Origin of the sequence: Nitrospirillum karajorum (assembly GCF_036348415.1) — a bacterium.
GTDB lineage: Bacteria > Pseudomonadota > Alphaproteobacteria > Azospirillales > Azospirillaceae > Nitrospirillum > Nitrospirillum amazonense_B.
On record NZ_JAZBQB010000001.1, the window covers coordinates 1,546,817 to 1,566,304 of the forward strand.

Genomic DNA, 19,488 nt, shown 5'->3' on the forward strand with positions numbered 1-19,488 from the left:
GCGCCCCAGCAGACAGGATCAGCACCATGACCGAGGTCTACATCGTTTCCGGCGTGCGCACCGCCATCGGCGATTTCGGCGGCGCGTTGAAGGACCTGACGCCGGGTGACCTGGCGGCCAAGGTCGCCCGCGCGGCGCTGGACCGCGCCGGCGTCGCCAATGAGGCCGTGGGCCATGTCGTCTTCGGCCAGGTCATCCCCACGGAGCCGCGCGATGCCTACCTTGCCCGCGTGGCGGGCATTGGCGCCGGATTGCCGGTCGAGGTGCCGGCCCTGACCGTCAACCGGCTCTGTGGTTCCGGCCTGCAGGCGGTGGTGTCGGCGGCGCAAGGCATCCTGCTGGGCGAGTGCGACCTGGCGGTGGCCGGCGGGGCGGAGAGCATGAGCCGCGCGCCCTACCTGCTGCCCGACGCCCGCTGGGGCAGCAAGATGGGCGACGCCCGGGTGGTGGATGCGCTGAACGGCACCTTGTCCGACCCCTTCGACCGCAGCCTGATGGGCGTCACGGCGGAGAATGTGGCCGAGCGTTACGGCATAAGCCGGGACGAGCAGGACGCCCTGGCCCTGGAAAGCCACCGCCGCGCGGCCCGCGCCCAGGCGGAGGGGCGCTTCACCGCGCAGATTCTGCCCGTCGAGGTGACGGTGAAGCGCCAGACGGTGTCCTTCGCCACCGATGAGCATGTGCGCCCCGACCTCACCGCCGGGGACCTGGCCAAGTTGCGGACCGTGTTCCGCAAGGATGGCACGGTCACCGCCGGCAACGCCTCCGGCATCAACGATGGCGCGGCGGCCGTGGTGCTGGCGTCGGGTGAGGCGGTGCGGCGCCTGGGGCTGACGCCGCTGGCCCGGCTGGTGGGCTATGCCCATGCCGGTGTCGAGCCGGCCTTCATGGGGCTGGGCCCCATCCCGGCGACGCGCCGGCTGCTGGCCCGCACCGGGTTGTCAGTGGCCGACCTGGCGGTCATCGAATCCAATGAGGCGTTCGCCGCCCAGGCCTGCGCCGTGGCGCGGGAGTTGGGCTTCGATCCTGACAGGGTGAACCCGAACGGCAGCGGCATTTCCCTGGGCCATCCGGTGGGCGCCACCGGCGCCATCAATTTGGTGAAAGCGGTCTATGAACTGCGCCGTATCGGTGGGGGCCGCGCCCTGGTTACCATGTGCATCGGCGGCGGGCAGGGGATCGCCGCCCTGATCGAGTCCGTCTGAGCCATTTCCCCGGGAACCAAGGAGCGTTACGCCATGCCGGTGCAGATCGACATCAGGGACGGCGTCGCCGTCCTGACCCTGAACCGACCGCCCGTCAACAGCTTCGACCTGGCGCTGCGCCGTGACCTGCGCGCGGCGCTGGCCATGGTCATGACCCGGCCGGACGTGGAGGCCGTGGTGCTGACCGGCGGTACGCGCCATTTCTCGGCGGGGGCGGATATCGAGGAATTCGCTGCCGGCACGCGGGGCGGGGCCACGGCCGTGCCCACCCTGCCCGACGTGATCATCGACCTGGACCAGGCGGCCAAGCCGGTGGTGGCCGCCATCGCCGGCACCTGCCTGGGCGGCGGGCTGGAGGTGGCCTTGGGCTGCCATCACCGCGTGGTCGCGGCCAACGCCAGCCTGGGCTTGCCGGAGGTGAAGCTGGGCATCCTGCCGGGGGCGGGCGGCACCCAGCGCCTGCCGCGCGCCATTGGGGTGAAGGCGGCGCTCGACATGGTCCTGTCCGGCACGCCGGTGAACGCGCCCACGGCGGCCCGGCTGGGCCTGGCCACGCTGTCCGAGGGCGACCTGATCGAGGATGCCGTCGCCGTGGCTCGGCAGGCGGCGCGCGACGGCGCCAAGCCGCGCTTGTCCTTGCGCCGGGCCGAGTTGCCGGCGGATGCCGGGGCCGACTGGTTCCAGCGCCAGGTGGACGGCCTGAAGCGCCCGCTGCCCGCCCCGCTGGCCTGCATCGAGGCGGTGCGGGCGGCCGTGGAGCTGCCCTTCAACCAGGGCCTGCAGCGGGAATTCGCTCTGTTCCGCGACCTGGTGGTGACGCCGGAATCCAAGGCGCTGCAATATGCCTTTTTCGCGGAACGCCGTGCTGCCCGCATCGATGGCCTGGCCCCGGATGTCCAGCCCCGCAGCGTTCAGCGCGTGGCCGTGATCGGCGCCGGCACCATGGGGGCGGGCATCGCCACCGTGGCGGCCAACGCCGGGCTGGAGGTCATCCTGCTGGACCGGGACGAGGCCTCGGTGCGCAAGGGCTTGGCCGGCATCACCAAGGGCTATGACGCCGCCCTGGCCAAGGGCCGCCTGGACGAGGCGGAGCGCGACCGCCGCCTGGGCCGCCTGCATACCGCCACCGATCTGGCTGCCGCCGCGGCCGTCGACCTGGTGATCGAGGCGGCGTTCGAGGACATGGGCGTGAAGCAGGACATCTTCCGCACCCTGGACAAGGTGTGCGGGCCGGACACCATCCTGGCCAGCAACACCTCCACCCTGGACCTGGATGCCATCGCCGCCGTCACCGGCCGGCCGGGGCAGGTGGTGGGCCTGCATTTCTTCAGCCCGGCGCCGGTGATGCGCCTGCTGGAGGTGGTGCGGGGGGCCGAGACGGCGCCCGAGGTGCTGGCCACGGCCATGGCGCTGGCGCGCAAGCTGGGCAAGGTCGGGGTGGTCGCCGGCGTTTGCAACGGCTTCATCGGCAACCGCATGGTGGAGGAGTACCTGCGCCAGGCCTATTTCCTGGTGGATGAGGGGGTGCTGCCCTGGCATGTGGACGGCGCGCTGGAGCGCTGGGGCATGGCCATGGGGCCCTTCGCCATGATGGATCTGGCGGGCAACGACATCGGCCGCGCCATCCGGGCCGGGCGCCGGGCGGCGGGGGATGACCGGCCCTATTCCACCTTCCCGGACAAGATCTGCGCTTTGGGCCGCTATGGTCAGAAGACGGGCAAGGGCTATTACCAATACGACCCCGCCACCCGCGCGCGGGAGACGGACCCGGAAATCGACGCCCTGGCCCAGGCCCACGCCAAGGAGGTGGCCCAGGATTTCGGCCTGACGCCCCGCGTCATCGGGGATGAGGAGATCGTGGCCCGTTGCCTGCTGGCGCTGGCCAACGAGGGCGCGGCCCTGCTGGGGGAGGGGATCGCCCAGCGGGCGTCGGACATCGACGTCGTCTATCTCAACGGCTATGGCTTCCCGGCCCACAAGGGCGGCCCCATGTACCATGCCGACAGCCTGGGGCTGGAGAACGTTCTGCGCCTGATGGAAGGCTTCCTGGATGGGTATCAGGGACAGTTCTGGCGGCCGGCCCCCCTACTGTGGGAAAAGGCCAGCGCAGGCCGCCGCCTGACGGCCTGACGGGTCAGGACAGGGGGCCGGGGCTCTCGCCCTCGGCGACGTCCGCTCCCTCGGCCCTCAGGGCGTCCGGTGCCAGGCGCTGGTCCAAGGTCTGCTTCAGGGCCAGCAGCATGGACCAGCCCAACTGCCCCTGGGACAGGTTGTAGGCGCTCATCAGCCCCGACAGGCTGCCCAATAGTACGGTGCTTTCCATGGTGCCGGGCACCTCATGTTGATCGTTCGCGGAACGGTTCTCGTCCGGTGATACGGCGGGAATGAGGCGTCCCGTCGCCGGCCCATGGCTTGGATGGCCCGCGTGGAAACGATCCACTCGAGTCGAAATCCAAATGATATCAGTTGATTAGATGGATTTCCGGCGAGGCCGCTCCGCCCTGGGTGTGCCTCGGGGTGCGCGGTTTTGGCGCGGACGCCGCCGTGGACACGCCGCCATCGCGCCCCATTTAGGCTCCAATCCGCCCCGACCGTGGGTGGGCGAACGACAGGCGGACCCCGCCAGGGGTTAACCGCCGTTTGGAAGGAAGGAGCACTATATCATGAAGCATGTGAAAGCCCTGGGCGCCGCCCTGGTTCTGATGGCCGCCTCGGCCTGCGCCACCGTCCCCGGTCCGGCGCATGCGCAGCCGGCCCATCCCGCCTATCTGCATGCCCTGTCGGACCTGCGCCTGGCCCGCGCCCTGCTGGACCGCCCGGCGGAATACAACGTGGTGCGCGACCAGTTCTTCGCCATTGATCATGTGAACGGGGCGATTGGCGAAATTCGCCACGCCAGCTACGACGATGGCAAGGACCCCAACTGGAACCCGCCCATCGACGCCAACATCAATCACCGTGGCCGCCTGAGCAAGGCGCGGGACCTGATCGCCTCCGCCGAGCGCGACCTGCGGTCCGAAGAGGACAATCCGAACGCCGCGGGCTGGCGCAATGCCGCCTTCCATCACCTGGAAGAGGCGCGCCATGCCGTGGAGCACGCCATCATGGACAAGCGGATCGATGAGGACCGCTACTGAGGCGCCGGTTCGCGGGCGGCGGCCTCCGCCGCCCGCATCGGTTCCGGTATGCTCTATGTAAAGCCGGCGTTAGAAGTTGAAGCGCACCCCCGTCGTGGGGGAGATGTTGTCGGTGTGCAGGTAGCCGGCCGCCAAGCCGCCCGCGACCTCGGAGTACATGACGCCCAGATAGGCGTCGAAGCGGCGGGCGAAGCGGTAATCCGCCACCAGGGAATAGGCGTTCAGCGTGCCGGAGCAGGTGGCGGCGCTGGCGTCGGCGCAGCTCTTGGCCCCGAAGCTGTTCTGGCCATAGTGGTAGTAGCCCGCCGCCAAATCCACCTTGGGCGTGACGGCGTAGCGGGCGCCGGTCCAGGCGACCTGGATGATCTTGTCGTGGACGAAGGCGCTATTGTTCACGAAGGCCAGGGTATAGCCGCCAATATCGGTCGATCCGGCCCGCAGGGGCAAACTAAATAGGGCTTCAAGAATTTGAAAATATCTTTAAATGCAGCGCTTTTGTCGATGATCCGCTGCTGTGCATTTTTGTAGGAATTGGATTTGATCATAGCATGCGGCTTGATCGAATGGACGTGCGCAAGTCGCGCGTACTGGTCATGCGAAAGCCCAGGACGTCGGGGAACGTCCTGGGCTTTTCAATATGGGCGCGCTGGGGGGCGCGCCTAACGGCGGGTCACGCCCGCCGGCCATGATCAGCGATCAGGAACTGGCCGGTATCGTCTCGCCGTAGAAATTGATGGTGGTTCCGCTGTCCGCAGTGATGGTTCCGGTGTATAGGGAGGGCATGGCGTTGTAAGAAGCGTGGGGCCCCGTTAAGGACATTGGGCTGGAGACGGGATTCTCGAAGCTCAAGGTGCCGCCGCCGGTGACCGTGATGTCGCCCGGCCCGAAGAGGCTCAGAGACAAGGTTGATGTCGCGCCGCCGGTTTGCAGGGTCGTGGCGCCCTGAACGACAAGGCCGATAGACTGCGCCGTCGCGATGTCAGACACGTCCAGGGTCGTTCCCGGTTTCACGATCATGACGCTGTCAAAAAGTGACCAGGGCGGAGCGGGGTCGGTTTTCTGGCTATTGGCTGGATCCGGCGACCCATAAAACTGGAGGGACAGGGTAGACGAAGTCGCCGTCGCAAGTTGATAGCCGTAATAGCCGAATACCTGGACGGGACTGACCGCCGGGGGCTGCATATCGGGATTCGTTTGCGACAAGAACTTCGCGAATGATTCCGGTGAGCCGCCCGCGCCGTTGACGATGTAGGTCGTCAGGCCGCCAGATGTATCAACGCCTTGCAGCCGTTCGTACGAATGCACATGGCCCGCCAAGACAAGATCCACGGTCTTGCCCACTGAGTTCGCCACCAAGTCGACGAGTTGGAAATATCGGGTAGGATAGTGGCCGCCTGCACTGGGGTCTGAGGTCGTGTACGGGGGTTGGTGCATGGCCACGATCTTCCAGGTCGCGGTGGAGTTTGAGAGAGCGCTTTTGAACCATGTGATCTGGGGAGACGACAGGTTCGGCTCCGGGGCGCAGAATTCAAGCGCCGTCATGCTCAAGGTACCGAGCGCCACTTCGTTAGGATCATTGCTCAACACGAAAAGATGAATTTGTCCATTTGCCAGGACACGGTCGTAATAGCGAATGCACGCGCTTTCGCCGTTGCTGTCGTCACCGGGCGCCCCGACGGGCAATCCCAAGCCGGCGAAATAGCTCTGATAATTGTCCGTTGGCTCGCCGGATGGTGCCGGCGCGGACATTTCATAGATGATCCCGGTGGAATCGGTCACCGTGTTGATTAACCCACCCCGTTGTTGCTGTTTCCACCAATCGTGATCCCCAATAACGGGGAATAGCTGCATGGTTTTTCCGGTATTCGACCCAATATACGCACTAGGAACATTGGTATAGTCAATATAGGCGCCATAAGTGGCGCCAATTGCGGCCTCATATTCGGTAGGGGTCGCAGGTTCATTTTCGTCGCCGTGGACCCAAGGTTGGTAAACTTGGTCGCCCAAGGAAATAATGAAGCCTCCATCAGCAGCCGGCATTGCTGAGGTCACGGCTTGTGCCACGCCCAACGCCGCGGTTGCGCTGACGGTGTCCGTGTTGCCATCGCAATCGACCCCGCCAGATCCAAAATCACCAACGATGGCGAAGGTCGGGGAGCTGGACATGGTGCGCCTCTTTCCATTTAAAATATTAATCCACCAAGAAGATCTCCTTTAAGATGTCTTGGCGCGCTGGGTGGGGTCAATAGTGTCAAAAATGATCTATTGTGACGCTTTCAGCTCAATCATGAGATGTGTTCGCCGAACGCCTTGCCCAACACAAACAACCCCTCCCGCATCCGTGGGGGAGGGACCGTCTCGGCATCCGGGCCTCTTGGAGTGGAGGCTACGGGGTCAGAGGCCGTCTGGGTCAGGGGCCGGGGGGAATGTCCTTGCTGGCGGGGTCCCAATGCTCGTCCGCCTTGCCATCCTTGAAGCGCCACATGTCGAACCAGGTGGTCGTGTAGGTTTTGGACGGGTCCTTGGGGTCCTTCAGGACGCGCGGAAAGACCACCGTCACCAGGTCGCCTTCCGCCAAGACGGCCACCACCGGCGTCGCCATCTTCTCCGGCACTGGCTTCGGGGTGCGCTTCAGCACCTTGGTGAAGAAGGTGACGACATTGTCGCGCCCCGACGCGACCAGGGGATTATGCTGGTGATATTCCGCCGTCAGCCAGCGGTCCGCCTCGTTCCAATGGTCGGCCTCCAGCAGGTCCTTCACGATGTGATAGGCGGCCTGTTTGTTGCGATTCAGCACCGGATCGGGGCTGGTGAACAGCGCGTCCGGGTCCTTGGCGGGCACCACGGCCTCTTGCGCGCCGGCCTCGTGGGGTGCCCAGGCCAGGAGGGCGGTGACCATCATGCACAGAAAAGGGGTCTTCATCCGCATCGCGAACCGTATCCTTTCAACAGGAGAACGCCCCCGCCAGGATGGGAGGGGGCGTCCGGTATCAGGTCTTATCAAGGGCGCAAGTTTTATAACTGGCACTCGAAGCTGTCGGCGCTGTTCAGGTCGCCGCTGCCCTTGTACCGCGCCACCTTGGGATAGGGGCAGAGGGGGCGGGTGCGACCGGGCCAGGGCGTATCGGGGCCCGCACTGGCCAGGATGCGATCCGGCGCTTGGCCCTGCTCCACCCAGCGGACCAGCGCGCTGAAGGCGTCATAATGGCTGGTGGCGGGGCCGCCGGTGCAGTGGTTCATGCCGGGCACCGGGAAGACGCGGACGAAGGCGGCGGCCTTGCCCCCCTCGCGCGCGTCGACCTCCCGCCACCAGGCCAGCGTGTCGTTGATGGAGAAGACGGGGTCGGAGGCGCCGTGCGGCACCATCAGCTTGGCCCCCCGCGCCTTGAGCCCCGACAGGTCTGCGGAGCGCGCCGACACGTCCTGCCAGGCGGAGCGGGTAAAGGTGGCGTTGGTGGCCGTCAACTGCGCCGCGACCTGGTCGATGTCCAAGGACAACTGCCACCGCAGCAGGGCCTGCGGGTCCGGCGGCAGGGGCGTGGGCGGCGTGGTGAAGACGGACGCCAGCGAGGCGCCGCCCAGGACCACGTTCAGGCTGGGCACCTTGTCGGCCAGGCCCAGCTTCCACAGGCGCCACCCGGGAGCGGCGATACCGGCGTCCCAGGCCCAATCGCTGTAGATCGCCTGGCCGGCCTTGGTGCGCGGCCCGCCATAGGACCGCGTGATGGCCGCGACCTGCTCCCCGCTCAGGCAGCCGTCGGCCTTGGCCCCGGCACAGGTGCGCGCCTTCAGGGCGGGCGCCACCTTGGCGGCGGTGCATTGGGCGAAGGTGCCGACGATGCCGTCCTTGGCACCGTCATCCCCGTCGCACGCCTCCAGGATGGCATCGCGGACCAGGCCCAGGTCGGCGTCGCTGAAGGTCCCGGACAGGCGGGCGAAGCTGGGCTGCCCGTCCGGTCCCTTGGCCAGCGGCGCGAAGGACTGCACGTCCCAGGCCTGGGATAGTGCGGCACGCGGCAGGGCGAAGCCGGGCGCGCTGGCCAGGATGCCGTCGAACTCCTCGGGATGTTGCTGGGCGAAGACCATGCCTTCCTCACCCCCCTTGGAACAGCCGACGAAATAGGATCGCTGCGGCGCATTGCCGTAGAAGGCGGCCACCAGGGCCTTGGCGGCGTCGGCAACGGGTTTCAGCGAGGCGTTGCCATAGTCGGCCCGCGCCTGGGGGTCGAAACCAAAGGCGGCGGTGCCGCCATGGGTCGGGTCCATATTGCGCTGGTTGTCATGCCCGGAATCCTGGCTGACGACGGCATAGCCTTGCACCAGGGCCGGCGGGGTATCCAACCCGGTGGGACCGATGGCATTGCCCACCTCGCCATTGGTGCCGCCGCCGCCCTGGAAGAAGAAGCCCTGATTCCAGGCGGCGGGCAGGCGGACATGGAAGCGGATGGCGTAGGCTTGGCCGTCCACGCCCGTGCGCTCATGCAGGATGCCATAGACCTCGCAATGTTCCGGCAGTTGCAGGGGGATGCCGGGCGCCCCCGGCATCATGGGGGGCAGGGTGATGGGGCCCGCCGGCTGCGGCGTGACCGAGACGATATGGGTGCTGGCGTCCGGCCAATGGCCCGCCATGGTCTTTTCAAGCGCCAGGCAGCGGCCCTTGAGATCGGCGTCGGCGGCCTGCGCCCCTCTTGTGGGGACCAGGGCCAGCAGGCTGGCGCTGGCGGCCAGGCCCAAGAGGGCGTGGGAATGGCGGACGCGGGAACGGGATGGCATGGGGATTTCCCTCTCTTGGCGGGGGTCAGAACTCGACATGCACGCGCAGGCCGTATTCCCGGGGCGCGCCATAGAACTCGTTGTTGCCGAACTGGCCGCTGACATATTTCCGGTCCGTCAGATTGGTGGCATAGGCCTCCACCGTCCAGTCGCCGGTGCGCAGCGTCACCAGGGCCGACAGCAGGGTGCGGCCGGCCAGATAGTCGGTCACGCGGGAATAGAGGATGTCGGTGTAGCTGGGGCCCACATAGGCGAGGTTCAGGCGCGGCGTCAGCGTTATGCCGCGGGGCAACTCGAAGGTGTAGTCCACGCCGGCGTTGCCGGTCCATTTGGGCGAGAACAGGTTGGGGCCGCCGCCGCCGGTGCGCAGGTAGGACGTGTAGTCGAAGCAGGTGGGGGGATTGCTGGCGTTGCCGGCCGGACATTGCGGCCCCAGAGTGCCGGAGGGCAGCAGGCGCAGGTCCACCACGGTGACGGACCCCAACTGGCTGTCGACATAGGCGAAGCCGGCATCGGCGCCGAAGCCGCCGTACTTGGCCTGCACCTGGCCCTCAATGCCCTTGATGGTGGCGTTGGACAGGTTGGTCACGCCGTTCTGGCCGTTGGTAAGGTCGATGCGGCCGAACTGGAACCCCTTGTAATCATTGTAGAAGGCGCCCAGCTGGGTGCGCAGGTGCCCGTCCAGCAGGGTGGACTTCCAGCCAATCTCATAATCCCACACCGTCTCCGGGCTGAATTGGGAGGTGGAGGAGTTGTAGCCGCCCGGTTTGTAGCCGCGCGCGGCGAAGGCGTAGACCAGGGTGTCGGCATCCGGCTTCCAGTTCAGCGCCACCTTGCCCGTGGGCATGCTGTCATCGTGCCGGCCGGCGGTGTCGGCCACCTTCAGGCCGTTGGCCGGGAAGCCGGGAATGCCCCGGCCGATGTAGACGCCGCCGTCGCCGGTGACATGGAACCAGCTTTCCCGGGCACCCACCTGCAGTTCCAGGTCCGGCGTGATCTTGTAGCCGCCCTGGGCGAACACGCCGGTGGTCAGCTTGTTGTTCTTGGTCCCGATGTTGGTGGGGAATCCGGCATCCTGGTTCAGGATGTCCACGTCGATCTTGTTGCGCTGGTAATAGCCGCCGACGATCCAGTTGAAGGGGCCATCGGTGGGGGAGAGGATGTTGACCTCCTCCGTCCATTCCCGTTCGCGCACGTACTGCTGCTCGGTCTGGGTCGCGGCCTCGGTGGCGTCGCTGTCGTACAGGTTGTTGATGCGCTTGTTCTGGAAGCCGCTCAATGACCGCACGGTGATGCCGTCCTCGAACTCATAGCGCAGTTCCAGGCTGTTGATGAGGGCGCGCTCGGAATTCATCGTCGGGGCGTTGTAGTCCAGGTTGCGGATGCCGGGAACGGCATCGTCCGCGTATTGGGTGCCCGGGACGGGGCGGTAGGCATAGCCGCCCGTGTTCTTGTTGGCCGCCTCCACCTTCAGCAGCGCCTGGAAGGCGCCGGGACGCCACAGCACGCCCAGCCGTCCGTCGGTCTCGTTCAGGCCGCCGGGCTGGTTGTGGTAGGGGCCGACGTCGTCGTAATAGCTGTCGTGCTCACGATGGTTGGCGGCCACGCGGATCGCCAGCGTGTCGGTTAGGGGGATGTTGATGGCGCCTTGCGTGGCCACGGTGCCGTAGTTGCCATAGGCCAACTCGCCATATCCCTCGACCCTGTCCAACTCGGGGCTCTTGCTGGTGATGAACATGGCGCCACCGGTGGAGTTGGACCCGACCAGCGTGCCCTGGGGGCCGCGCAGCACCTCGACATTGGCGATGTCGTAAAAGCTGTTGGTGGTGACGATGGGGGGCTGGAACAGGCCGTCGACATAGGTGGCGACGCCGTTGGCCACCTGGGGCGAGCCGCTGGCCAGGCCGATGCCGCGGATGTTGACTGACTGGGTCAGGCCCGCGTCCGTCACCGTCAGGGCCGGGGAGGCGAACTGCAGGTCCGACAGGCGGGTCACCGCCTTTTCCGCCAATTGGTCGCCATTGATGGCCGTGGCGGAAATGGCGACGTTCTGCAGGTTCTCCGTCCGGCGCTCGGCCGTCACCACCACCTCCTGCAACGTGTCGGTTGCCGACTGGGCTAGGGCCTGCGACGTCAGGCAGAGCGCGGCGGCCGACCCCAACAGGGCCGCCGACTTCCGGCGCGAAGCGAAATTCACCATCTTGATGCCTCCCGAGGATTTTATTGGGCATTCCCGGTGGGGACGCCTGATCACAGTCTAGGAGGGGAGGTGCGGGCTAAATAGAGCCCACAATGTGCGGGGTGACCGTCCCCGTGACTTCGGCCTGGACCTGGCGGCAGGTCGCGGCGGTGATATCCTGGCCCTGGCGGGCGGTGGCCGGGTCGCCGGTCAGCACGCCGCGGATGATCATCTGGCCGGCCCGCATCAGGTCCTGTGTCGGGTCGTGGCGCGGCGACACGCGGATGTCACGGGCATAGATGCGGGTCTTATGACCGGCGATGCAGCGGATCAGGGTATGCAGCACCCCGTTTCCCACGATGTCGTAGATGCCCCGCATCATCTCCAGGTACAGCAGCAGGTTGGACGGCCGGCTGGGCGTCTGTTCCATGCCCTGCGCGATCGATTCAAGGGCCCGCATGTGGCCGCCGGCCCCCAGGGTCGCCGCCTGTTCGATAACGACGGTGTTCAGCGCGTCCGTGAAGTCGTCGCACTGCAGACGATCCAGCCGCGCCGCCGCCAGGAAGCCATGGACCATGCGCATGATGCAGGCGGGGGAGGGGACGGACAGCACGACGCCGCCGCCGCGGCCGCGCCGGCTTTCCACCACGCCCAGATCCTCCAGGATGCGCACGGCCTCCACCATCACCGCCAGGCTGGCGTCGTAGCGCTGCGCCAGGTCGGGCAACGACCCTAGGCGATCATGGTCGCGGCATCGCTCATGCCGGACATCGGCGCCGATGCGCCGCGCCACGGCGGTGGCCAGGTTGCGGTGTGGATCGTTGCCGTTAACGGCCTGCCGCGGTTCCTGCCGCGGCCATTCCGGGCCATGGAGGCGGAAATAGTCGGCCTCGCGGGCCTCCAGGTCCGCCAGCGCCAGGCAGGCCGCTTGCTCATCCTCGCCCCGTTCCACCGCGGCGCGCAGATCAGGGCGCAGGGGCGTGACCGTCTCGCACAGGCCGCCGGGGAATTGTTCCAGGCTGTCCAGGGCCAGCGCGAAGCAGGGATTGCCCACCAGGCTGCCCAGCGGCAGGCGGCCGGTATCCAGGGGCAGGTCCAGGTGGCGACGGTTGATGGCCGCGCGGCGCAGGGCCATCGGCTCGATCAGGCGGCGCGCCGCCCAGACCTCCGCCGGGGTGGCGCCCGTCCAGCGCATGTGGCTGGCCAGCGCCCGCGCGGCGTCCGCGCGCTGGGGATTCTGCACCACCAGGCCGCCCGATGGTCCCCGGCGCATGCGGCAGGCGCCCCGGATTTCCAATATGCGGAAGGCTTGGCGGACCAGGCGCACGCTGACGCCGAAATTGCTGGCCAGCATGCTTTCAGGGCCGCAGACGGCGTTGACCGGCCAATCCTGTTCCACCAGCGCGTCCTCGATGGCGGCGGCGGTGATGGCGCCAAGCCCGCTCTCATCCTCCATTTCCGTGGCGATCAGGGCGTAGTTGGCCGTCTTCATCCAGGCCGCCGTCCGATCCGTGGCGGGATTGAGCGCCAGGATGGGGCTGGTGGCCGGCTGCGCCGGGCGGGGGTACAGCTGTCCCAATATCGTCCTCCCCGTGCCGATCTCTCGCGGACCGTACTGGATGAACACTGTTATAAAGAATAACTGTTGTCAATGTGCATTCAGCCGGCCTTTCCTTCCGTCCCCCGCTTGACCCCCGCGGGGCCTGCGGGCGATACCGGATCGCGTATGCCGAGGGAAACAAGGGGGGAAGGTCATGTCGACAGAAGGGCGCGGCGGACCGTCGCCGACGCGGGTGCTGCTGGCCAGCCTCGTGGGCACGGCGGTGGAGTTCTACGACTTCTACATCTACGCCACCGCCGCCTCGTTGGTGTTCGGGCCGCTGTTCTTCCCCGCCGCCTCCCCGTCCGCGCAGTTGCTGGCGGCGTACGGCAGTTTCGGCATCGCCTTCCTGGCCCGTCCCCTGGGCTCCATCGTCTTCGGCCACTACGGCGACCGTGTGGGCCGCAAGTCCACGCTGGTGGCGTCGCTGTTGCTGATGGGTGGGTCGACCGTGCTGATCGGTGTCCTTCCCACCTATGACAGCATCGGCTGGCTGGCGCCCTTGGCGCTGTGCCTGCTGCGGTTCGGCCAGGGCTTCGGCCTGGGTGGGGAATGGGGCGGGGCGGTCCTGCTGGCGGTGGAGAACGCGCCGGCCAGCCATCGGGCCCGCTATGGCATGTTCCCGCAGATCGGCGCGCCGGTTGGCTTCATCGCCGCCAACGGGCTGTTCCTGCTGCTGGGCGCCTTTCTGACCCCGGCGCAGTTCCAGGCCTGGGGCTGGCGGCTGCCCTTCCTGGGTAGTGCCGTGCTGGTGCTGCTGGGGCTCTGGGTCCGTCTGAAGCTGACGGAGACGCCGGCCTTCGCCAAGGCGATGGAGGAGGCGCCGCCGCCTGCCGTGCCCTTGGCCGAGGTGGTGCGCGCTTACCCCCGCCAGACGGTGGGGGGACCTTCGCCGCCATCGTCTGCTTCGCCCTGTTCTATCTCGCCACTGCCTTCGCGCTGGGCTATGGCACCACCACCCTGGGCTATGGCCGCACCGCCTTCCTGGGCGTGCAACTGGGCGCCATCCTGTTTCTGGCCCTGGGCATCGTCATCGCCGGCTGGTGGGCGGATGTCGCTTCCCCCCGCCGCGTGCTGATGGCCGGTTGCGTCATGACGGTGGCCGTCGGGTTGCTGTTGGCCCCGATGCTGGGCAGCGGATCGCTGTCCCTCGTCGGCCTGTTCCTCTGCCTCGCCCTGATGGTCATGGGCTTCGTCTATGGCCCCCTGGGGGCCTGGCTGCCCAGCCTGTTCCCGGCGCGGGTGCGTTACACCGGGACCTCCATGACCTTCAACCTGGGCGGCATCCTGGGGGGCGGTGTGGCGCCCGCCCTGGCGCAGTCCCTGGCCCAGTCCGGCGGCCTGCCCTATGTCGGGCTGTACCTGGCGGGCGCCGCCCTGGTCAGCTTGGCCGCCCTCTATCCGCTGCGCGGCAAGCCGGTCGTGGTCCTGGCCGGCGGGGAACCAGGTCCCTGACCCGGCAAGGTCAGGGCGCGCCCAGCAGGCCCGGGTTCAGGGAATAGCCACCGATCATGCTGGCCCGTCCCAGCACATGCCCGGCCATGGCCAGCAGGGTGGACGTGCCGTTGATGGGCCCCACCACCGGCAGGCGGGACACGTCCAGCGCGTGAATGGTGAAGATGTAGCGGTGGAAAATACTGTCATTCCAGGGCGGGCAAGGGCCATCATAGCCGTAGTAGTCGCCCGTTCGCGCCCGGTCCTCCAGGAACAGGATGGTGAAATCGTTCATGCCGTGGCGCGCGCCGTCCGGCGCCAGCGGCCCCGCCTTGCCCCGGTTGGTGATGCCGACGCTATGGCGCCCTTCCTTGATTTCCCGGACGCGGGGCGCCAGGTCGATCAGAATCCAATGGTAAAAGGGCACGCGCGGCAACTCGGGTGACAGCGTCCTGCCCTCGCGGTTGGCGTCGGCCCAGTGGTGAGGGGCGTCGGGACTGTGCATGGTGAGCACGAAGGATCGTGTTCCCGCCGGCGGGTCGCTCCATGCCACATGGGGATTGCGGTTCGGGCCAGGCCGAACCCGGCCGATGGCGGACGGCACTGCGAAAGCGCAGGCATCTGGCAGGCGTCCGCCGTCACGAAAGCTGTTGCTGGTGATCTGCATAGGGTTCCTTCTTACCCCGGCACTATGGCGCGAGAGGCCGCGTGAAACTCAAGTCATTTTCAATTTCTGCGTCAATTGGGCCAGCCATGCGCAATGGTCACGGCCGAGACCCCCGCCATCGGGCCGTCCACCGGTGTCATGCGGCATGTTCCTGCGGCGACATGGTGACCTCGCCGGGGGCGATGGGCCGGTGACGTTCCGTAAACGGCGTGCGACTCAGGCCGGGGGTGATCTCAATGCGCATCCCGGGCCATCCTGCCCGGTGAGGTGTCCGCCCCGCAGTAACGGACGTGATATCGCTGCGGCGGCGATAGGCGAAAACAACACCTATTTTTAAATTCCGCAGTCTCGTTGGTGTATTGCCTCTTGAACGATTGCCCGTTACGGCATGGTACGCCAGCATCACTTTGTCGCACTTGCGGCGGAGGGCCGGTACAGCCGTGGGCCGACGCCGGGCGCGTCACCACCGGCGGCATTTTGGGCGCCAGAGGAATGGAAGGCTTTCCCGGACACAGGAGCGTGTGCGGGGACGTGTATGGAAGGGATGTGGAATCTTGAGGGGCGCGGCATGACCGATACGGTTGGTTCAAGCTCCGAACGGCTGCTCACGTTCGGGCCGTTCCGCCTCATGCCGGACCGTAAGCTTCTGCTGGCTGGCGAAGCCCCCGTGCGTCTGGGCGGCAAGGCCCTGGACATCCTGATCCTCCTGGCGGACCGCGCGGGCGAGGTGGTGGCCAAGGACGACCTCGTCGCCAGTGTCTGGCCCGACAGCCTGGTCGACGACGCCAATCTGCGGGTTCATGTCGCGGCCCTGCGCAAGGCCCTGGGGGAGGGGCGCGACGGCGCCCGCTACATCACCAACGTGCCGGGGCGGGGGTACTGCTTCGTCGCCCCCGTGGTCCAGGTGGAAACGGCGGTGATGCCGCCGCCGCAGACCTCGCCCGGCCCCGGCGCGGGCGGTCACACCCCGCCGGTCCGGTTGACCCGCGTGCTGGGTCGCGAATCCCTCATCCAGACCCTGTCCCAACAGCTGCCGGCCCGCCGCTTCGTCACGCTGGTCGGTCCGGGCGGTATTGGCAAGACGACGGTGGCGCTGGCCCTGGCCGAGGCTATCGGGGCCCGCTATGCCGATGGGGTGCGGTTTGTGGACTTCGCCCCCGTCACCGATGCCGCGCTGGGGGACGCCACCCTGGCGGCCAGTGTCCTGGCGGGGGCCTTGGGGGTTGCGGTCGAGTCCATCGCCGATCTGGGCGGCATCCTTCAGGACCGGAAGATGCTGCTCATCCTGGACAATTGCGAGCATGTTGTGGGCACGGCGGCGGTGTTGGCCGAGGCGGTGCTGCGCGGCGCCCCGGGTGTCCACATCCTCGCCACCAGCCGCGAACCGCTGCTGGCGGAAGGTGAATGGGTCCAGCGCCTGGCCTCGCTGGAAACCCCGCCGGTGACGGCGGCGGTGGACGCGGCTCAGGCCTTGACCTATTCCGCTGTCGCCCTGTTCGTGGAGCGCGCTGCGGCCTCTGACGGCACCTTCACCTTCGGCGATGCCGAGGTGCCGCTGGTGATCGAGATTTGCCGGGGCCTGGATGGCATCCCCCTGGCCATCGAGCTGGCGGCCGCCCGCCTGGACCTGTTCGGGCTGCGGGGCCTGGCCGAGCGCCTGCACGACCGCTTCGCGCTGCTGGTGCGGGGCCGGCGCACCGCGCTGCCCCGGCATCAGACCCTGCGCGCCACACTGGACTGGAGCTATGAGTTGCTGCCGCCGGTGGAACGGTCTGTCCTGCACCGCCTGGCGGTATTCGCGGGGGGGTTCAGCATGGAATCCGCCGTCATCGTGGCGGGCGACGCCCTGTCGACCCGCACGGACATACTGGTGGCGCTGTCGAACCTGGTCGCCAAATCGCTGCTGGTCGCCGACGTGGGCGGTAACGGCCCCCAGTACAGGCTGCTGGAGATGACCCGGGCCTATGCCCTGGAAAAGCTTTCCGCCAGCGGCGAGCTTCCCCGGGTGCTGCGGCGCCATGCGGAGTGCCACCGCGACCTGCTGGTGCGGGCGGAGCAGGAATGGGACCAGCGTCCGACGGCCGAATGGCTGGACGTGTATGGCCGCCAGATCGACAACCTGCGTGCCGCCCTGATCTGGGCCTTCGGGCCGGAGGGTGACACGTGCCTGGGCGTCGCCCTGACGGCCGCGGCTGTGCCGCTCTGGATGCAATTGTCGCTGATGAACGAATGCCGCGAGGCGGTGCGGCGGGCGTTGGAAATGGTGCCGCCGCTGCCGGCCGACGCGCCGCCGAGCCCCGAGGCTGAAGCGGCCATGCGCCTGTTGTCGGCCCTGGGACTGTCGCTGATCTACACGAAAGGGCCGGCGCCGGAGATACGGGCGGCCCTGGGCCAGGCGCTGACGCTGGCGCGGCGGCTGGATGCCGTCGATTACCAGTTGCGGGTCTTGTGGGGGCTGTACGTGGAGACCTTCAACGAGGGACATTACGCCCAGGCGCTGGAGATTTCGGACCGCTTCCGGGCCGTGGCGGTCCGTTCCGCCGATCCCGTCGACCTCATGGCGGCCGACCGCATGCGTGGCTTCGCGCTGCATCTGATCGGCGATCATGCCGCCGGCCGGCGCTATATCGAGGATGGGATGCGCCGCTATGTCCGGCCCGCCCATCGCGGCCACCTGGTCCGCTATCAGTACGACCAGCGGGTGGCCGCCTGCGTGCCCCTGTCGGTCATCCTGTGGATTCAGGGTTATCCGGACAAGGCCGCGGCTATGGTGGCCATGGCGGTGGAGGAGGCGCAGCGCATCGACCATGCCCTGACGTTGGGCTATGTCCTGTCCACCGCCGCATGCCAGGTGTCTTTCCTGGTGGGGGACCTGGCCGCGGTGGAGCGCCATGTCAGCCTGCTGCAGGACCAAAGTACCCGGCACGGTCTGGGGCCTTGGGCGGTGTTGGCACGCTATTTCAGACACCGCCTGCAGGTGGTTCGCGGCGACACGGCGTCGGGCCTTGCCGGCATGGGGGCCGCGCTGGCGGAGCTGGAGGCTCTCAATTTCCGCCTGCGCCTTATCGGCTATCAGGGTGAATGGGCTGAGGCCTTAGGCCAGGCCGGGCTGGGCCGCCAAGGTCTTGCGGCCGTGGACCGGGCCCTGGACCGGTCGGAAACGCAAGGCATCCGCTGGGTCATGCCGGAGTTGCTACGCATCAAGGGCGAACTGCTGCTGCGCGAGGACGGCCCTGATGGCCCGCAGGCCACCGCCCATGCGGCTGAAGCCCATTTCCAGGACGCGCTTTCCTGGGCCCAACGCCAGGGGGCCCTGTCCTGGGAACTGCGCGCGGCCCTCAGCCTGGGCCGGCTGTGGCGCGGCCAGGGGCGGCCGGCCGACGCCCACGCGCTGTTGACGGAAGTGCAGGGGCGATTCACAGAAGGTTTCCAGACCGCCGACCTGATCGCCGCCCGTGACCTGGTGGCGTCCCTAAGTCAGGACATGGTTGGCCAGGACATGGCCTGTCCAGGGGCTGGTGGAGCATCGGATGGGGCGGCCCCGGCGCGGCCCGCCCCATCCGTGCTGCCGGCGGACGTCCACCCGTCCGGCCTCGGTGATCCATGGGATGGAGAGGTGGTGCCCTTTCCCGGCATCGCCTGCTGAGGGCCCCATCCAGGCAAAAGAAAACAGACCGGGCGGATTGCTTTTTTCCGCTTGCCAGGGTATTGCGGATCTCCGCCACCCTGGGGGCCCGGGGTTGGAACATCCGTTCAGCCTCAAGAGCGATCCCATGGATAACGCCACCCGTTCAGAACGTACCCGCGCCGCTGTGATCCAGGCGGCCCTGACCGTTATCGCGCGTGATGGCGCGGGGAAACTGACCCTGGATGCCATCGCCCGGGAAAGCGGTATCAGCAAGGGCGGGGTGATGCACCAGTTCCGCACCAAGCAGGCGGTGCTGGAGGCCCTGCTGGACCACCAGGTCGCCCATTCGGACCAGAGGACCCAGGCCCACCTGACCAAGATCGACCCGGCCAGCGGCGAGGCCAATCTGCAGGCGCAGATCGCGGTGCTGCGCGAGGTGTCGACGGACCCGACCTCCGTCGCCTACGCGCTGGTCGGCGCCATGGCGGAAGACCCCCATTTGCTGTCCATCATCAGGGCGGCGGGTGAGCCCAAGCTGCAGGCCCTGAAGGATGAGGCCCAGGACGGAAACATGCGGGACATGGCCCTGCTGCGCTGGGTGGCGGCGCGCGGCTTGGCCATCCCCGCCCTGATGGGGATGTGTCCGCTGACCCAAGGGGAACGCGACCGCCTGTTCGATCTGCTGCAGGACGGCGCGCGCTGGAAGGGATGTAAGGCCGCCGGCTGACAGGGGATTCCCATCGGGGCGGCAGGGCGCACTTATAAAAACCGACTAGACGGATTGTTTATGGGTCGCTAAGGTGGCGTCCGAGGGATGGATGCCGGCCGCCGGCATCATCCCGGGCCGGGCCGCAGGCCCGCCCGT

The 19,488-nt window shown here is 67.6% G+C and carries 15 protein-coding genes; 7 read left to right on the forward strand and 8 right to left on the reverse strand.

The window, feature by feature from the left end; all coding sequences use genetic code 11:
- Nucleotides 1-26 precede the first annotated feature (26 nt).
- Complete coding sequence (bktB, locus tag UCD39_RS06755) at nt 27-1,205, forward strand: beta-ketothiolase BktB (protein ID WP_330495281.1); 1,179 nt, start codon at nt 27-29, stop codon at nt 1,203-1,205.
- Between the two features lie 33 nt (nt 1,206-1,238).
- The gene (locus UCD39_RS06760; protein ID WP_330495282.1) at nt 1,239-3,335 is read left to right on the forward strand and encodes a 3-hydroxyacyl-CoA dehydrogenase NAD-binding domain-containing protein; all 2,097 of its coding nucleotides are present in this window, start codon (nt 1,239-1,241) and stop codon (nt 3,333-3,335) included.
- Nucleotides 3,336-3,339: 4 nt separating this feature from the next.
- On the opposite strand, the gene UCD39_RS06765 is transcribed toward UCD39_RS06760, so the two are convergent.
- Nucleotides 3,340-3,528: a hypothetical protein gene (locus tag UCD39_RS06765; protein WP_330495283.1), complete on the reverse strand. Its 189-nt coding sequence runs from the start codon at nt 3,526-3,528 to the stop codon at nt 3,340-3,342.
- Nucleotides 3,529-3,868: 340 nt separating this feature from the next.
- Here UCD39_RS06765 and UCD39_RS06770 point away from each other — a divergent pair, with 340 nt between their 5' ends.
- On the forward strand, nt 3,869-4,342 hold the full coding sequence (locus tag UCD39_RS06770) for a hypothetical protein (RefSeq protein WP_322485056.1): 474 nt from the start codon (nt 3,869-3,871) through the stop codon (nt 4,340-4,342).
- A gap of 69 nt (nt 4,343-4,411) precedes the next feature.
- On the opposite strand, the gene UCD39_RS06775 is transcribed toward UCD39_RS06770, so the two are convergent.
- The 6 genes from UCD39_RS06775 to UCD39_RS06800 form a co-directional block, all read right to left on the reverse strand.
- Nucleotides 4,412-4,789 (reverse strand): porin family protein, encoded by a 378-nt coding sequence (locus tag UCD39_RS06775; protein WP_330495284.1) that lies wholly within the window; start codon nt 4,787-4,789, stop codon nt 4,412-4,414.
- A gap of 249 nt (nt 4,790-5,038) precedes the next feature.
- On the reverse strand, nt 5,039-6,508 hold the full coding sequence (locus UCD39_RS06780) for a metallophosphoesterase (RefSeq protein ID WP_330495285.1): 1,470 nt from the start codon (nt 6,506-6,508) through the stop codon (nt 5,039-5,041).
- Between the two features lie 244 nt (nt 6,509-6,752).
- Nucleotides 6,753-7,271: a nuclear transport factor 2 family protein gene (locus UCD39_RS06785; RefSeq protein WP_330495286.1), complete on the reverse strand. Its 519-nt coding sequence runs from the start codon at nt 7,269-7,271 to the stop codon at nt 6,753-6,755.
- Nucleotides 7,272-7,357: 86 nt separating this feature from the next.
- Nucleotides 7,358-9,115, reverse strand: a complete 1,758-nt coding sequence (locus tag UCD39_RS06790; protein ID WP_330495287.1) for a tannase/feruloyl esterase family alpha/beta hydrolase — start codon at nt 9,113-9,115, stop codon at nt 7,358-7,360.
- 25 nt (nt 9,116-9,140) lie between these two features.
- Nucleotides 9,141-11,315 carry a TonB-dependent receptor gene (locus UCD39_RS06795; RefSeq protein ID WP_330495288.1) on the reverse strand — a complete coding sequence of 725 codons (2,175 nt, stop codon included), beginning with the start codon at nt 11,313-11,315 and terminating at the stop codon, nt 9,141-9,143.
- A gap of 76 nt (nt 11,316-11,391) precedes the next feature.
- Entirely contained in the window at nt 11,392-12,873 is a 1,482-nt protein-coding gene (locus UCD39_RS06800; protein WP_330495289.1) for a FadR/GntR family transcriptional regulator, read from the reverse strand.
- Nucleotides 12,874-13,048: 175 nt separating this feature from the next.
- Between UCD39_RS06800 and UCD39_RS06805 the strand changes: the two genes are divergently transcribed.
- Together UCD39_RS06805 and UCD39_RS06810 are read left to right on the forward strand one after the other, a co-directional pair.
- Nucleotides 13,049-13,972: an MFS transporter gene (locus UCD39_RS06805; RefSeq protein ID WP_330495290.1), complete on the forward strand. Its 924-nt coding sequence runs from the start codon at nt 13,049-13,051 to the stop codon at nt 13,970-13,972.
- A gap of 14 nt (nt 13,973-13,986) precedes the next feature.
- Nucleotides 13,987-14,349, forward strand: coding sequence for an MFS transporter (locus UCD39_RS06810; protein ID WP_330495291.1), 363 nt, complete (start codon nt 13,987-13,989; stop codon nt 14,347-14,349).
- Nucleotides 14,350-14,359: 10 nt separating this feature from the next.
- Here UCD39_RS06810 and UCD39_RS06815 read toward each other — a convergent pair whose 3' ends face one another.
- Entirely contained in the window at nt 14,360-14,995 is a 636-nt protein-coding gene (locus UCD39_RS06815) for a YbhB/YbcL family Raf kinase inhibitor-like protein (RefSeq protein WP_330495292.1), read from the reverse strand.
- 568 nt (nt 14,996-15,563) lie between these two features.
- On the opposite strand from UCD39_RS06815, the gene UCD39_RS06820 reads away from it, so the two are divergent.
- Nucleotides 15,564-18,641, forward strand: a complete 3,078-nt coding sequence (locus tag UCD39_RS06820; RefSeq protein WP_330495293.1) for an ATP-binding protein — start codon at nt 15,564-15,566, stop codon at nt 18,639-18,641.
- Between the two features lie 127 nt (nt 18,642-18,768).
- The gene (locus UCD39_RS06825; protein ID WP_145729361.1) at nt 18,769-19,350 is read left to right on the forward strand and encodes a TetR/AcrR family transcriptional regulator; all 582 of its coding nucleotides are present in this window, start codon (nt 18,769-18,771) and stop codon (nt 19,348-19,350) included.
- Nucleotides 19,351-19,488 lie beyond the last annotated feature (138 nt).